At 70.7% G+C, this 12,547-nt stretch carries 18 protein-coding genes; 8 read left to right on the forward strand and 10 right to left on the reverse strand.

The window, feature by feature from the left end:
• Nucleotides 1-112 precede the first annotated feature (112 nt).
• Together ISP_RS04160 and ISP_RS04165 are read left to right on the forward strand one after the other, a co-directional pair.
• On the forward strand, nt 113-967 hold the full coding sequence (locus ISP_RS04160; protein WP_013222732.1) for a bifunctional methylenetetrahydrofolate dehydrogenase/methenyltetrahydrofolate cyclohydrolase: 855 nt from the start codon (nt 113-115) through the stop codon (nt 965-967).
• Complete coding sequence (locus ISP_RS04165; protein WP_013222733.1) at nt 967-1,290, forward strand: DUF3017 domain-containing protein; 324 nt, start codon at nt 967-969, stop codon at nt 1,288-1,290. Before ISP_RS04160 ends, ISP_RS04165 begins: the two co-directional genes overlap by 1 nt.
• Nucleotides 1,291-1,340: 50 nt before the next feature.
• Here the strand turns inward: ISP_RS04165 and ISP_RS04170 are convergent, their stop codons facing one another.
• The gene (locus tag ISP_RS04170) at nt 1,341-2,525 is read right to left on the reverse strand and encodes an MFS transporter (RefSeq protein ID WP_013222734.1); all 1,185 of its coding nucleotides are present in this window, start codon (nt 2,523-2,525) and stop codon (nt 1,341-1,343) included.
• A 184-nt stretch (nt 2,526-2,709) separates the two neighbouring features.
• Nucleotides 2,710-3,033 carry an ArsR/SmtB family transcription factor gene (locus tag ISP_RS04175; protein ID WP_013222735.1) on the reverse strand — a complete coding sequence of 108 codons (324 nt, stop codon included), beginning with the start codon at nt 3,031-3,033 and terminating at the stop codon, nt 2,710-2,712.
• A 108-nt stretch (nt 3,034-3,141) separates the two neighbouring features.
• Here ISP_RS04175 and ISP_RS04180 point away from each other — a divergent pair, with 108 nt between their 5' ends.
• The gene (locus ISP_RS04180) at nt 3,142-4,320 is read left to right on the forward strand and encodes an MFS transporter (protein WP_013222736.1); all 1,179 of its coding nucleotides are present in this window, start codon (nt 3,142-3,144) and stop codon (nt 4,318-4,320) included.
• Here the strand turns inward: ISP_RS04180 and ISP_RS04185 are convergent.
• Entirely contained in the window at nt 4,317-4,505 is a 189-nt protein-coding gene (locus ISP_RS04185; RefSeq protein ID WP_034285998.1) for a DUF1918 domain-containing protein, read from the reverse strand. The two genes, ISP_RS04180 and ISP_RS04185, sit on opposite strands and share 4 nt — an antisense overlap.
• 197 nt (nt 4,506-4,702) lie before the next feature.
• On the opposite strand from ISP_RS04185, the gene ISP_RS04190 reads away from it, so the two are divergent.
• Nucleotides 4,703-5,137, forward strand: a complete 435-nt coding sequence (locus ISP_RS04190) for a TrmH family RNA methyltransferase (protein WP_013222738.1) — start codon at nt 4,703-4,705, stop codon at nt 5,135-5,137.
• 42 nt (nt 5,138-5,179) lie between these two features.
• On the opposite strand, the gene ISP_RS04195 is transcribed toward ISP_RS04190, so the two are convergent.
• Nucleotides 5,180-5,761, reverse strand: coding sequence for an HhH-GPD-type base excision DNA repair protein (locus ISP_RS04195; protein WP_013222739.1), 582 nt, complete (start codon nt 5,759-5,761; stop codon nt 5,180-5,182).
• 67 nt (nt 5,762-5,828) lie between these two features.
• Nucleotides 5,829-6,605: a helix-turn-helix transcriptional regulator gene (locus tag ISP_RS04200; RefSeq protein WP_013222740.1), complete on the reverse strand. Its 777-nt coding sequence runs from the start codon at nt 6,603-6,605 to the stop codon at nt 5,829-5,831.
• 50 nt (nt 6,606-6,655) lie between these two features.
• Here ISP_RS04200 and ISP_RS04205 point away from each other — a divergent pair, with 50 nt between their 5' ends.
• Together ISP_RS04205 and ISP_RS04210 are read left to right on the forward strand one after the other, a co-directional pair.
• A complete protein-coding gene (locus ISP_RS04205; RefSeq protein ID WP_013222741.1) occupies nt 6,656-7,069 on the forward strand; it encodes a DUF2000 domain-containing protein in 414 nt (137 codons plus the stop codon).
• A 107-nt stretch (nt 7,070-7,176) separates the two neighbouring features.
• A complete protein-coding gene (locus tag ISP_RS04210) occupies nt 7,177-7,662 on the forward strand; it encodes a hypothetical protein (RefSeq protein ID WP_013222742.1) in 486 nt (161 codons plus the stop codon).
• A 1-nt stretch (nt 7,663) separates the two neighbouring features.
• Here ISP_RS04210 and ISP_RS04215 read toward each other — a convergent pair whose 3' ends face one another.
• The 3 genes from ISP_RS04215 to ISP_RS04225 are packed head-to-tail and all read right to left on the reverse strand — an operon-like array spanning nt 7,664 to nt 9,218.
• Nucleotides 7,664-8,281 (reverse strand): class I SAM-dependent methyltransferase, encoded by a 618-nt coding sequence (locus ISP_RS04215; protein ID WP_013222743.1) that lies wholly within the window; start codon nt 8,279-8,281, stop codon nt 7,664-7,666.
• Nucleotides 8,282-8,290: 9 nt separating this feature from the next.
• Entirely contained in the window at nt 8,291-8,671 is a 381-nt protein-coding gene (locus ISP_RS04220; protein ID WP_013222744.1) for a DUF2203 domain-containing protein, read from the reverse strand.
• A gap of 25 nt (nt 8,672-8,696) precedes the next feature.
• A complete protein-coding gene (locus ISP_RS04225) occupies nt 8,697-9,218 on the reverse strand; it encodes a hypothetical protein (protein ID WP_013222745.1) in 522 nt (173 codons plus the stop codon).
• A 257-nt stretch (nt 9,219-9,475) separates the two neighbouring features.
• Between ISP_RS04225 and ISP_RS04230 the strand changes: the two genes are divergently transcribed.
• Together ISP_RS04230 and ISP_RS04235 are read left to right on the forward strand one after the other, a co-directional pair.
• The gene (locus ISP_RS04230; RefSeq protein WP_013222746.1) at nt 9,476-10,699 is read left to right on the forward strand and encodes an NADP-dependent isocitrate dehydrogenase; all 1,224 of its coding nucleotides are present in this window, start codon (nt 9,476-9,478) and stop codon (nt 10,697-10,699) included.
• Nucleotides 10,700-10,880: 181 nt separating this feature from the next.
• Nucleotides 10,881-11,177, forward strand: a complete 297-nt coding sequence (locus ISP_RS04235) for an SH3 domain-containing protein (protein WP_013222747.1) — start codon at nt 10,881-10,883, stop codon at nt 11,175-11,177.
• Nucleotides 11,178-11,191: 14 nt separating this feature from the next.
• Here the strand turns inward: ISP_RS04235 and ISP_RS04240 are convergent, their stop codons facing one another.
• On the reverse strand, nt 11,192-11,740 hold the full coding sequence (locus ISP_RS04240) for a hypothetical protein (RefSeq protein ID WP_013222748.1): 549 nt from the start codon (nt 11,738-11,740) through the stop codon (nt 11,192-11,194).
• Between the two features lie 79 nt (nt 11,741-11,819).
• Nucleotides 11,820-12,401 (reverse strand): TetR/AcrR family transcriptional regulator, encoded by a 582-nt coding sequence (locus ISP_RS04245; RefSeq protein ID WP_013222749.1) that lies wholly within the window; start codon nt 12,399-12,401, stop codon nt 11,820-11,822.
• Between the last annotated feature and the right edge of the window lie 146 nt (nt 12,402-12,547).

Genomic DNA, 12,547 nt, shown 5'->3' on the forward strand with positions numbered 1-12,547 from the left:
TGATCGCGGGCATCGTCGCGAATGGACCGTGTGGGGTAGCGATCACTCTACGGGCTGCGACCACCCGCGCCTGGAAGCGACGCGCGGGCGCCGCTTTGCCAGAATGGGGCCCGTGACGGCGAAGATTCTCGACGGCAAGGCCACCAAGAACGCCATTTTCGCGGAGCTCGAACCCCGCGTCGCGGCCCTCGCCGCGAAGGGGGTGACGCCCGGCCTCGGCACCGTCCTGGTCGGCAACGACCCGGGGTCGCACTCGTACGTGCGGATGAAGCACGCCGACAGCGGCAAGATCGGGATCAACTCGATCCGCCGCGACCTGCCGGCCGACATCACCCAGGAGAAGCTCGAAGCCGTCATCGACGAGCTGAACGCCGACCCGGCCTGCCACGGCTACATCGTCCAGCTGCCGTTGCCGAAGCACCTCGACGCGAACCGCGTGCTCGAGCGGATCGACCCGGAGAAGGACGCCGACGGTCTCGCGCCGGTCAGCCTCGGCCGGCTCGTGCTGGGCCAGCGGGGCGCGCTGCCGTGCACGCCGTACGGGATCATCGAGCTGCTCAAGCGCCACGGCGTCGAGCTGAACGGCGCGCGCGTCACCGTGGTCGGCCGCGGCATCACCGTCGGCCGCACGCTGGGCCTGCTGCTGACCCGCCGCAGCGAGAACGCCACCGTGACGCTGTGCCACACCGGCACCCGCGACCTCGCCGCCGAGGTCCGCCGCGCCGACGTCGTGGTCGCCGCGGCCGGGGTGCCGGGGATCGTCACGCCGGACATGGTCGCGCCGGGCGCCGCGGTGCTCGACGTCGGCGTGTCCCATGTGGACGGCAAGCTCACCGGCGACGTCCACCCGGGCGTCACCGAGGTCGCCGGCTGGATTTCGCCGAACCCGGGCGGGGTCGGTCCGATGACGCGGGCGATGCTCGTCAGCAACGTCGTCGAGGCGGCGGAACGCTCGGTTCAAGGCTGATGACGGTGACCGAGGACCGGCGGGACATCGGCGACCGCCGGAGCGGGCAAGGCCGGTTCAGCCAGCTGCCGTTCGCGGTGGTGTTGCTGGTGGTGGCCGTCGCGGCGCTGCGGATCTTCCAGTACCACTGGCGGGAGGGCGCGGCGCTGATCGGCGCCGCGCTCCTGCTCGCCGCGGTGTTGCGGCTGGCGCTGCCGACGGCCAGGGCGGGCCTCCTGGCGATCCGGGGCAAGCTCGTCGACGTCGTGACGTTCACGTGCCTGGCGGCGGCGGTGCTGTACGTCGCCCTGACGATCATCGGCGGCCCGCTCGGGTCTCCCTGAGCGCCGAAAAGCGCCACTTTCACCGGAAAGTGGCGCTTTCGGGGGGTGGGTCAGGAGGCCAGGGCGAGTTCTCGTCGTTCGGCGCGGGCTTCGCGGCGGTCCATGGTGCCCGAGACGATGGCCAGCGTGAGCCCGAAGACGGCGAGTAGTGCGCCGACCCAGTTGGGGGCGACGAGGCCGAGGCCGCCCGCGATCACCAAGCCGCCGAGGTAAGCCCCGATCGAGTTGGCGATGTTGAACGCGGACTGGACGGCGGCCGACACCAGGGACGGAGTGCCGCCCGCCTTTTCCATGATCCGCGCCTGCATCATCGGGCCGATCATGAACCCGGCGACGCCGACGAAGAAGATCGTGATCGCCGCGCCGATCTTGCCCTGCGCGGTGATCGTGAAGATGCCCAGCACCGACGCCAGCGCCAGCAGGGCGATGTACAGGCTCGGCATCAGCGCGCGGTCGGCCAGCCGGCCGCCGAGCAGGTTGCCGATCGTCATGCCGACCCCGGCCAGCGACAGCAGCAGGGTGACGTTCGACGGCGAGTAGCCGGCGACGTCGGTCAGCATCGGCGTGATGTAGGACAGGCAGGCGAACACGCCGCCCAGCCCGAACGTGACGATCGCGAGCGCGAGGTGCACCTGCGGGCGCTTGAAGGCGCCGATTTCGTTCTTGAGCGATGCTTCGGCGGTGGGCTTGCCCTGGTGCGGGACGAGCTTCGCGATGGCGGCGATGGCGAGCAGCCCGATCACGGCGACGACGCCGAAGGTGGCGCGCCAGCCGACCTGCTGGCCGAGCAGCGTGCCCAGCGGCACGCCGATGACATTCGCCAAGGTCAGGCCGAGGAACATCATCGACACGGCCTTGGCGCGCTCGCCTTGGCCGACGAGGCTGGAGGCGACCACGGCCCCGGCGCCGAAGAACGCGCCGTGGGGCAGGCCGGCGAGGAACCGGAACGCGACGCCGAACTGCTGGTTCGGGGACAGCGCGAAGAGGGCGTTGCCCACCGTGAACAGGCCCATCATGGCCAGCAGCATGGTCTTGCGCGGCAGCCGGACGGCGACCGCGGTGAGCAGGGGGGCGCCGACGACGACGCCGAGGGCGTAAGCGGAGATGAGGTGTCCGGCGGTCGGGATGTCGACGCCGAAGTCGGCGGCCGCCTGGGGCAGCACGCCCATCATGACGAACTCGGTGGTCCCGATGCCGAAAGCTCCGATGGCGAGCGCGAGCAGCGCGACGGGCACGGCACTCCTTCCAGGGTGGGTAAACGATTACCGAGCCGATCTTCTGGATCGGTTCAGTAAAGGACACAAAGAGAGGCAGCCAATCGGCCCCAGCGCCGTGAGCTGCCTACGCCACAGTCCAACAAGCGAGGGGGGCGGTTGTCATCCCGATATCGCGTGACGATCCACACCGCAGGCGCGGTGATCAGCGCGGGGCGGCCAGAACGCCGGCCAGCAAGCCCGGGAACAGGGCGTCGAGATCGTTGCGGCGCAACGAGTTGAACCGGGTGGTGCCTTCCTGGCGGCCGACCACGACCCCGGCCTGGCGCAGGATGCTCAGGTGGTGGGTGAGTGTGGACTTCGTCACCGGCACGGTCAGGCCGCTGCACGAGATCTCGTTCTCGGTCGCCGCCAGCTGGCGGACGATGGCCAGCCGCACCGGGTCGGCGAGGGCGCGGAGCACCCCTTCGACGGTGATCTCTTCCCGTGCCGGGTAGTGGAGCGGCGGCAGGGTCGCGTGCTTGGCCATGAGCCCATTGTACGACGCTGGTCGAAATTGTGGCAGCGACGTAGTACGGTCACTATCGAACTACGACGTTCGTCGAACCAATCCCTGCTTCGCTTGGGGGCTCAACCCATGTCCGTACCTGCTCCGTCGAGGATCTCCGTTCTCGCCTTCGGCGCTTTCGGCGTCGGGACCAGCGGTTACATCGTCGCCGGGCTGCTGCCCGCGCTGACCGGCGAGCTGCACGTCTCGGCCACGGCCGCGGCGCAGCTGGTGACCGCGTTCGCCATCGCCTACGCGATCGGCTCGCCGCTGTTCGCCGCCGCCACCGGCACCTGGGAACGCCGGACGCTGCTGGTCGCCGCGCTCGTCGTCACCGGCGCCGGCAACCTGTTCGCCGCGCTCGCGCCCGGCTACGGCTCGCTGCTGGCCGCCCGGGTGGTGACCGCGGTCGGCGCCGCCGTGTTCACCCCGGCGGCGAGCGCCGTCGCGGCCGAGCTGACCACGCCCGAGCGCCGGGGCCGCGCCGTCGCGCTGGTGTTCGGCGGCCTGACGGTCGCGCTCATCTTCGGCGTCCCGCTCGGCAGCCTCATTTCCCAGCACCTCGGCTACCGGACGGCGTTCGCGCTGGTCGCCGCGTTCTCGCTGGTGAGCGCGCTGGCCGTGCGGCTGGCCCTGCCCACGGTCGCGGCGCCGCCGCGGGTCGGCCTGGCCGAGCGCTTCGCCGCGGGCCGCGATCCGCGGGTGCTCGTCATGCTGGCCACGACGGTGCTCGCCTGCTTGGCCGCGTTCATGGTCTACACGTTCGTCTCGCCCCTGCTGGCGGCGACCGCGGGCGTGCACGGCACCACCGTGACGGTGCTGCTCTTCTGCTACGGCGTCGGCGGCGCGATCGGCAACTTCGCGGGCGGCCGGGCGACCGACCGCTGGGGCTCGCGGACGCCGCTGCTCGTGGTCACCGTGGCCATCACCGCGGTGATGGCGTTGCTGCCGCTGACGACCGTGACGCCGGTCGCGGCCGGGATCTCGCTGTTCGTCTGGGGGCTGGCGACCTGGTCGTTCAACCCGCCGGTGCAGCACCGCCTGATCGAGCTGTCGCCGGGCCACGCCGGGCTGGTGCTCTCGCTCAACGCGTCCGCGATCTACCTCGGCGTCGGCCTGTCCGGCGTGGTCGGGGGAGCGGTGCTCGCTTCGGGCGGCCCGCTGCTGCTGCCCGAGGTCGCGGCCGCGCTGACCCTCGTCGCCCTGCTGCTGGTGGGCTCGGTGTGGGGGCGGGTCCGCGAGCCTCGGGAACAGGTCGCCGCCGGCTAATCGGCGTGCGCCTGGACCTCGCAGTCGGGCCCGGGGTAGACGAGCCCTTCGTGCCCGTCGGCGAACCGCACCAGATAGGGCGGGGCGCCGTCGGGGCCACGGACTTCGAGGATCTCGCCGCGCTGCTCGGCCGACCCCACCGTCCGGCCGTGCACCTGGATTTCGTCTCCTACTCCTGCGTGCATGGGCTTCACCTCCGTGTCCAGGGTAAGAGCGGAAACTCGTCCCGTGGACCCCGCGAACGGGTTAGACTCAAGGGCATGATCAGCGAATCCGGAGGCGCCGCGCCTCGGCGCCGGTGAGCCCTTCGGTCCGGGTCCGCACGCCCCGAGAGCTGCGGAAGACCCGGCGGAGCAAGGCACATTCCTGTTGGGGGCACCTGGTGGCCGCCCCGCTGTGGCCGTTGCACGGCGTGAACCTCGGCACCCTCCTGCGCACCTGCGACGCCGTCGGCGCGTGTCTCGCCGTCCCGCGGTTCCCGTGGGTGCCCGAAGCGTTGCGGAGGGGAAACACGTTGCGGCGTCCGGCTTGCGTGCACTGGGTGCACGACCCGCCGGACTGGCTGGCCCGCGAACGGGCGGCGGGCACCCGGGTGGTCGGCGTCGAACTGGCCGAGGAAGCCGTCCGGCTGGCCGACCTGCCCGCCGCCCGCGGCCGCACGATCGCCGTGCTCGGTCACGAGCAGACCGGGATCCCGCCGGAGGTCCTCGATCTGCTCGACAGCGTCGTCGAAATCCCGATGGTCGGCACCGGCGCCAGCCTGAACGTCGCGGTGGCGGGCAGCCTGGTGCTGTACAAACTGGCCGGTCTGCTGTGATGGGTCTCGAATGGACGGTCGCGGAGAACCCCGCTTGGTGCGTCAGCCCGACTTGGCCGCGGCTTTGGCGGCCTTCTTGAACGCGCGGACTTCGGCCAGGGTCTCGGCGCTCGTGACGTCGGCGATCGACCGGCGCGAGCCGCGGTCGCCGTACGCGCCGGCTGCCTCGCGCCAGCCCTTCGGCTGGATGCCGCGCTGCTTTCCCAGCAGGGCCAGGAAGATCTTGGCCTTCTGCTCACCGAACCCGGGCAGCGCCCGCAGACGCTTGAGGACTTCGGGACCGTCCGGCTTCGGGCGGCCGTCGAGCCAGATGCCCTCGGTGCGGCCGTCGTAGTTCTCGATGATGTGCTGGGCGAGCGCGTGGACGCGGCGGGCCATCGAACCGCCGTAGCGGTGGATGGCCGGCGGCACCACGCACATCTCGACGAACGTCTCGACGTCGGTGGCGGCGATCTTCGCCAGCGAGAAGCCGTCCATCCGGTCGGCGATCTTCCGCGGGCCGGCGAAGGCGTGCTCCATGGGGAACTGCTGGTCCAGGAGCATCCCGACGAGCAGGGCGAACGGGTCGTCGTTCAGCAGCTTGTCGGCGGCCGGGTCGCCGGTCAGGTGCAGTTCGCGCAGCATGCCGTCATCTTGACACAACCAGCTTCTCCGGCAGGTGCGCGACGACCAGCGCCACCGTGGCCGGCCGTCACCGGGTTTTCGCGTAGCGCGACGGCGTCGTGCCCAGGTAGCGCTTGAAGTGCCGCGTCAGGTGGGCCTGGTCGGCGAACCCGGCCGCCGTCGCGACTTCGGCGGCCGGGGTGCCGTCGAGCAGCAGCCGGCGGGCGCGATCGACCCGGCGGCCGGTCAGGTAGCGGTGCGGCGGCAGGCCGAACCGCGCGCCGAAGCAGCGCACGAGGTACGCCGGGTGGGCGCCGAGCGTCTCGCCCGCTTCGGCCAGCGTCAGCGCCTCCGGCAGGTGCGCGTCCAGTAGGTCCCGGAGGTCGTCGGCGAGGCCGCGCTTCGGCTCGGGCGACGCCGGTTTCCCCAGGTGGGTGCGCAGGCGGTCGGCCACGAGCACGAGCCGGCTCTCGGCCTCGAGCGTGTCGCCCGGCTCGGCGAGGGACTCGTGGAGCTGGTGGATGCGGGTGCGCAGGAGGCCGTCGGCGAGGCTGGGCCGGTCGACCGCCGCGCCGATCAGGTCCTCGCCCAGCACCGGCGTGTCCAGGTAGAGCACGCGCTTGCGGAAGCCGCGGCTGGTCGCGGCGCGGCCGTCGTGGGCGACGTTCGGCGGCAGCAGCGTCACCGCCGGGCCGAGCGCGCCGTGGTGGTGGCGGTCGAGGTCGTAGCGGATGACGCCGTCGTCGACGATCAGCAGCGTCCACGTGTCGTGCGTGTGCAGCGGGTAGGCGTGCGTGGTGAAGCGCGCGTGGAAGACCTCGGCGATCCCGGGGACCGCCGGCCGCCAAGCTTCGACGTGCGCCATGTCAAGAACGTACAAGACGCGCGCGTCGCGCCCGGGCGAGTCTGGGGAGCATGAGTTCCTTCGACACGAAGCTCGCCGTCCTGCTCCGCGACGACCTGGCGTCCTGGCAGCGGCTGAACGTCACCGCGTTCCTGGTGAGCGGCATCGCCCACGTGACCCCCGAGCTGATGGGCGAGCCGTACGCCGACGCCGACGGCACCGAGTACCTGCCGATGTTCGGCCAGCCGGTGCTGGTCTTCTCCGGCACGGCGGACGTGCTGACCGCGGCGCACGGCCGCGCGCTCGGCCGCGGGCTGCGGATCTCGATCTTCACCGACGAGCTGTTCCACACCGGCAACGACGCCGACAACCGCGCGGCGGTCCGCGAGGTGCCGGGGGAGAAGCTGGCGCTGGCCGGGCTGGCGGTGCACGGGCCGAAGAACGCCGTGGACAAGATCCTCAAGGGTGCGTCGCTGCACCACTGAGAGAACTGCTCTATCCCCCGGCCGGGTGAGCTGGCAGCATGATCGGCAGTGCCGCGGAGAGTGGCTCGGGATGGGGAGGTTCCGTGAATTCACTTCGTCGTGCGTGTGTGGTTCTGGCGGCGGCGGCCGGGCTGGGCGTGGCGCTCGTGCCGGTCGCCTCGGCGGACCCGCTGCAGACGGTCGACTACGTCTCGGAGGAGGGCGCCTGGCCGCTGGAGGGCAGCGCCCACTACGCGGCGCCGGGAGACGAGATCGCCGTCTTCGAGTCCACCAGCGGCAGACTCTGGATCGACGTCTCGTCGGGGCTGAAGTACCTGACCGTCGAGCTGAGCGCACCGGCGGGGGAGACCCTGCACACCGGCACGTACACCGGCGCGCAGTTCCGCGGGCAGAGCGACGAGGCGCAGACCACGCCGGGGATCTTCGTCTACACCATGGGCAACGTCTGCAGTGAGGCGTACGCCGACTTCACGATCGACCGGCTGGACAAGGACGCCGACGGCCGCACGACCGACGTCGACGCGACGTTCGTCCAGCGCTGCGGCGCCCCGGACGCCCCCGCCACCCGCGGCGAGGTCCACTTCCACCTCTGAGTCACGGCGCGGTCGCGTGCACCAGGAAGACGCTGCGGATCCGGTCGCCGGTGTCGACGGTGAACGTCCGCGCCGAAGCGTCCACGAAGCCCGCCGACGAGGCCAGCGCCACCGCGCCGGCCTCGCCGGTCGGGAAGGACAGATCCGCCGGCACGAACTCGGCGAACGGCCCGGACGGCTTGAACCGCGCCCCCGACACGATCGAGAACGCCAGCCGGCCGCCGGGGCGCAGCACGCGCAGCCAGTCGGCGAACGCGGTGGCCCCCAGGAAGTGCAGCGAAGACGCGCACAGCACGACGTCGGCCGAGTGGTCCTCGGCCGGCATCGGCACCGCCGGCGCGACCCGCCATTCGATCCGCCCGTCCGGATCCTGCGCGGGCGCCTTCGCCTCGGCCCGCGCGACCATGGCCGGCGACAAGTCGACAGCCAGCACGCGCGCGGGCTTCAGCCGTAGCGCCGCGTACGCCGCGAAGCCCGTCCCGGTGGCGACGTCGAGGACGAGCCCCGGCGCGTCGGGGAGCGGCTCGACCAGGGCTTCCGCCACCAAACCGTGGAACGGGTCAGCGTCGTACTGCTCGGCTGTGCCGTCGAACAAGGCGGCCCGGGATTCGTCGCTCACGCACCCAACCTAGCCGGGACCACCACCGGTTTTCAGCGGACGGCGGCCGGCGAACCCGAGGTCGGCGCGGTGGTACCAGCCCAGCTCGCGGTCACCTTCGAGCCAGCACAGCAGGACGTCGGTGCCGTCCAGCTCGGCCGGGAAGTCGACCAGCAGCGGCGCGAACCCCTTGAGCTCGGCGCCGGTGCGCTGCACCGTCGTCATCAGGTCGTCGAGGCGGGCCTGAGAGGCCTTCCACTCGGGCAGCCCGCCCAGCTCGGTGGCGCGGCCACCCGGCCGCAGCGATGCCGCGAGCTCGGCGGCGTCGGCGCGGACGCGCACGATCTCGTCGAGGACCGGTCTCAGGCGTATCAGTTCGTCGCGGGCCTCCGCCACGGTGAACAGTCCCATCGCCCGATGATGCCACCGGGGTGCGTCAGCCTTCGCGCCGCCGCCGGACCAGTGCGTTGGCCAGTCCGCTGCCGACCAGCAGGAAGCCCACGCCGAGCAGGCCGCCGATGAAGAGGAAGTCCATGACGCCGTACGCGATGTCGCTCTTCGGCATCAGGTTGACCAGCCGGAACCCCCACTCGGGCACGGCCATCGCGGCGACGCCGGGCAGCACGCCGTAGATCAGGCCGCCGAGGATCGGGCCGACCGCCGACAGTGCGCCGAGCGCGGCGACGACCAGCAGCAGGATCGCCCCGCCGGCCAGCAGCGCGATGCCCAGCGGGTCGCGGTTGGTGCTCAAGGTGGCCTGGATCAGCTGCTGCTGACGCAGCCCGCCCCAGCTCAGCAGGCCCAGCGCGACCGGTGTCAGCACGAGGCCGCCCAGTGCGCTCACGACGTGCGCGGCGCCTCGGCGCGGCCGCTCGTCGAGCACGTCGGTGGTGTCGTCGGAGTCCTGGTAGTCGTTCTCGTATTCGTCTTCGTAGCCGGCGTACCGATGCGTCGACACGGCCTCACCTCCCGCATGATGGATTCACGGGTGGCATCGTGCCTCGGTTCACCGCCGAACACCTACGGTCGCTCGGCGAGCGGTCGGATCGGCTGACCGGCGGGTTCGCGCCCGGTGATCCGTGCCACAACGGCCGGGTGGAGACTTGATGCCGACCACTACTTGAACCATCCAGGTGCGTCAAGCAGTACGCTTGTACCGCTACCGGCGAGACGTATCGAAGAACGCGAAGATCCGCGGAAGGAGCACCGCTGCTCATGGCCAAGATCAAGGTCCAGGGCACCGTCGTCGAACTCGACGGCGATGAGATGACCCGCATCATCTGGCAGTTCATCAAGGACAAGCTGATCCACCCGTACCTGGACGTGAACCTGGACTACTACGACCTGGGTATCGAGGAGCGGGACCGCACCGACGACCAGGTCACGGTCGACTCCGCGAACGCCATCAAGAAGCACGGCGTCGGCGTCAAGTGCGCCACGATCACCCCGGACGAGGCCCGCGTCGAAGAGTTCGGCCTCAAGAAGATGTGGCTGTCCCCGAACGGGACCATCCGCAACATCCTCGGCGGCGTGATCTTCCGCGAGCCGATCGTCATCCAGAACATCCCGCGGCTGGTGCCGACGTGGACCAAGCCGATCATCATCGGCCGCCACGCCCACGGCGACCAGTACAAGGCGACCAACTTCAAGGTCCCCGGCCCGGGCAAGCTGACCATCAGCTACACCCCGGACGACGGCTCCGAGCCGATGGAGTTCCAGGTCGCGCAGTTCCCCGAGGGCGGCGGCGTCGCCATGGGGATGTACAACTTCAAGAAGTCGATCGAGGACTTCGCGCGCGCGTCGCTGCAGTACGGCCTCGACCGCGGCCTGCCGGTCTACCTCTCCACCAAGAACACCATCCTCAAGGCCTACGACGGCCAGTTCAAGGACGTGTTCGAGGAGATCTTCCAGAACGAGTTCAAGGCCGACTTCGACGCCAAGGGCATCTCCTACGAACACCGCCTGATCGACGACATGGTCGCCGCGGCGATGAAGTGGGAGGGCGGCTACGTCTGGGCGTGCAAGAACTACGACGGTGACGTCCAGTCCGACACGGTCGCGCAGGGCTTCGGTTCGCTCGGCCTGATGACGTCGGTGCTGCGCACGCCGGACGGCCGGACCGTCGAGGCCGAGGCCGCGCACGGCACGGTGACCCGGCACTACCGCCAGCACCAGCAGGGCAAGCCGACGTCGACCAACCCGATCGCGTCGATCTACGCCTGGACCCGCGGCCTCGAGCACCGCGGCAAGCTGGACGGCAACCAGGAGCTGATCGGCTTCGCGAACACGCTGGAGCAGGTCGTCGTCGAGACCGTCGAGAGCGGTCAGATGACGAAGGACCTCGCGCTGCTCATCAGCAAGGACCAGCCGTGGCAGACGACCGAGGAATTCCTCGCGACGCTGGACGACAACCTGGCGAAGAAGATCGCCCAGGGCTGAGTTCGCCGCTTCGAAAGCCCCTTCCCGGTTCGCCGGGGAGGGGTTTTTCGGTTGATCACGCGGTGTCACCTCGCGCGCGGGCCACTGGCGCCTCCGGGTGGTTGCGACGTCCGGCGCTGCCGTCCGGGTAAAGGATTGCCTACCCTTGGCGGAGGGACGGGGTTCGCGGGTTGGAGGAAGCATGTCGAAGAAGACTCTGCTCATCTTGGGCGCGCTCGTCCTGGTCGTCATCGTCTACGCCATGAACACGGGCAAGCAGGCGTCGGGGGCGTCGGCCACCGGCTGCAAGGTGACCGTGACCGCGGACGTCCTGAACGCCCGCGAGGCGGCCGACGGCAACGCGAAGATCGTCGGCAAGTACCTGCGCGACGCCCAGTTCGACGCGCTGCCGGGCGTGCAGAACGGCTTCCGCAAGGTGGCCGACGACAAGTGGGTGGCGGCCGAGTACACCCAGCCCGTCGCCGGCTCCGCCTGCTGATTTCTGCTGATTTTTCAGACGCCCAGCAGGTCGGCCGCGAGCGTCACGACGCCGAAGGCCGCGGCCGACAGGCCGAGCGCCCGCGCGCGTTTCGGATCGCGTTTCGCGGCGGCGCGCCAGTAGAGGCCGATGCCGATCGCCAGCATCAGCAGTTCGACGACGGCCGAGACGGCGGGCAGCCGCCAGAGCCCGAAGCCGAAGGTGGGCAGATCGCCGGCGTTGCCGGGCAGGATCGGCAGGTCGGGGCGGTGCACGACGAGGTCGAGCAGCCAGTGCGAGAACACGACACCGCCGAGGACGAGCCCGGCTTCGCGGCCGAGCCGGGAGGCGGCGACCGCGCCGAACAGCGCGGCGAGCACGAGCGCGCCGACGAGGGAGTGCGTGTAGTCGGCGTGGATGACACCGCCGCCGTAGCCGTCGCCGTCGATCGTCTCGACACCGCTCAGGTAGAGCGGCACGAAGACGACGTCGAGCCAGGCGGTGCCGAGCATGAGCGTCCAGACGGGGATGGCGGGCCGCCCCGCCTTGACGGCGGCGGCCAGCCCGAAGTGCCCGGCGATCATCGGCCGGCCTCCGTCCAGGGGAAGCGGGCGTCGAGCACGCCGAGCCCGACGGTGAAGAGCAGTACAGCGAGGATGAAGGTCATCGGTTTCCCTGTTCTGCGTAGTTTTCGAGGCCCTGGACGAGAATCTTCTTGAGCACTTCGAAGCTCTCGCCGACGTCTTCCGGCCGTCCGAAGCCGCCGGAGGCCTCGAGCCCGGCGAAGCCGTGGACGGCGGCGCGGATGCACCGGGTGGCGTGGACGGATCGGGCGTGGTCGAAGCCGAACGGCCGCAGCACGGCGAAGACGACCTCGGCGACGGCGTGGGTGGCGGTGCTGAGTTCGGCGTCCCCCCGATCGGGTGCGGCGGTCAGGGCGCCGGTGCGGTGGGGGTGGTTTTGCAGGTAGTGGCGGTAGGCGTCGGCGATGGCGGCAACGGCGTCGCCGCCCTCGCGCCCGGTGGCGGCGGTGCGGAGGGCTTCGGCCATTTCCTTGACGACCCGGAGGTCGATCAGCCGCCGGAGGCCGGCGAGGTTTTCGACGTGCTTGTAGAGCGAGGGCGCGGCGACGCCGGCGCGGTGGGCGATCTTGGCGAGAGTGAGTTCCTCGGGTCCGGACTCGTCGACGAGGGCGATGGCGAGGTCGACCACCGCCTCGGTGGTCAGGCCGGCTCTAGGCGACATGGTGGCTACTTGACATAGCTTTAAAGCTATGGTTCGTAGCTTCGGTCGTCAAGGCGCGGTTTTTGTCGGTGGTGGGTGCTAGAACTGATCACAGTGAAAACCGCAGGTGGCGGCGTTGGGCCGCTCGGGAAGGAGGGAACGTCCGG

Origin of the sequence: Amycolatopsis mediterranei (assembly GCF_026017845.1) — a bacterium.
GTDB lineage: Bacteria > Actinomycetota > Actinomycetes > Mycobacteriales > Pseudonocardiaceae > Amycolatopsis > Amycolatopsis mediterranei.

Coding starts and splice junctions, on each gene's coding strand:
- ISP_RS04165 (WP_013222733.1), top strand. CDS start 967: ATGACGGTGACCGAGGACCGGCGGGACATCGGCGACCGCCGGAGCGGG.
- ISP_RS04175 (WP_013222735.1), bottom strand. CDS start 3,033: ATGGCCAAGCACGCGACCCTGCCGCCGCTCCACTACCCGGCACGGGAA.
- ISP_RS04180 (WP_013222736.1), top strand. CDS start 3,142: ATGTCCGTACCTGCTCCGTCGAGGATCTCCGTTCTCGCCTTCGGCGCT.
- ISP_RS04185 (WP_034285998.1), bottom strand. CDS start 4,505: ATGCACGCAGGAGTAGGAGACGAAATCCAGGTGCACGGCCGGACGGTG.
- ISP_RS04195 (WP_013222739.1), bottom strand. CDS start 5,761: ATGCTGCGCGAACTGCACCTGACCGGCGACCCGGCCGCCGACAAGCTG.
- ISP_RS04200 (WP_013222740.1), bottom strand. CDS start 6,605: ATGGCGCACGTCGAAGCTTGGCGGCCGGCGGTCCCCGGGATCGCCGAG.
- ISP_RS04205 (WP_013222741.1), top strand. CDS start 6,656: ATGAGTTCCTTCGACACGAAGCTCGCCGTCCTGCTCCGCGACGACCTG.
- ISP_RS04220 (WP_013222744.1), bottom strand. CDS start 8,671: ATGGGACTGTTCACCGTGGCGGAGGCCCGCGACGAACTGATACGCCTG.
- ISP_RS04230 (WP_013222746.1), top strand. CDS start 9,476: ATGGCCAAGATCAAGGTCCAGGGCACCGTCGTCGAACTCGACGGCGAT.
- ISP_RS04235 (WP_013222747.1), top strand. CDS start 10,881: ATGTCGAAGAAGACTCTGCTCATCTTGGGCGCGCTCGTCCTGGTCGTC.
- ISP_RS04240 (WP_013222748.1), bottom strand. CDS start 11,740: ATGATCGCCGGGCACTTCGGGCTGGCCGCCGCCGTCAAGGCGGGGCGG.
- ISP_RS04245 (WP_013222749.1), bottom strand. CDS start 12,401: ATGTCGCCTAGAGCCGGCCTGACCACCGAGGCGGTGGTCGACCTCGCC.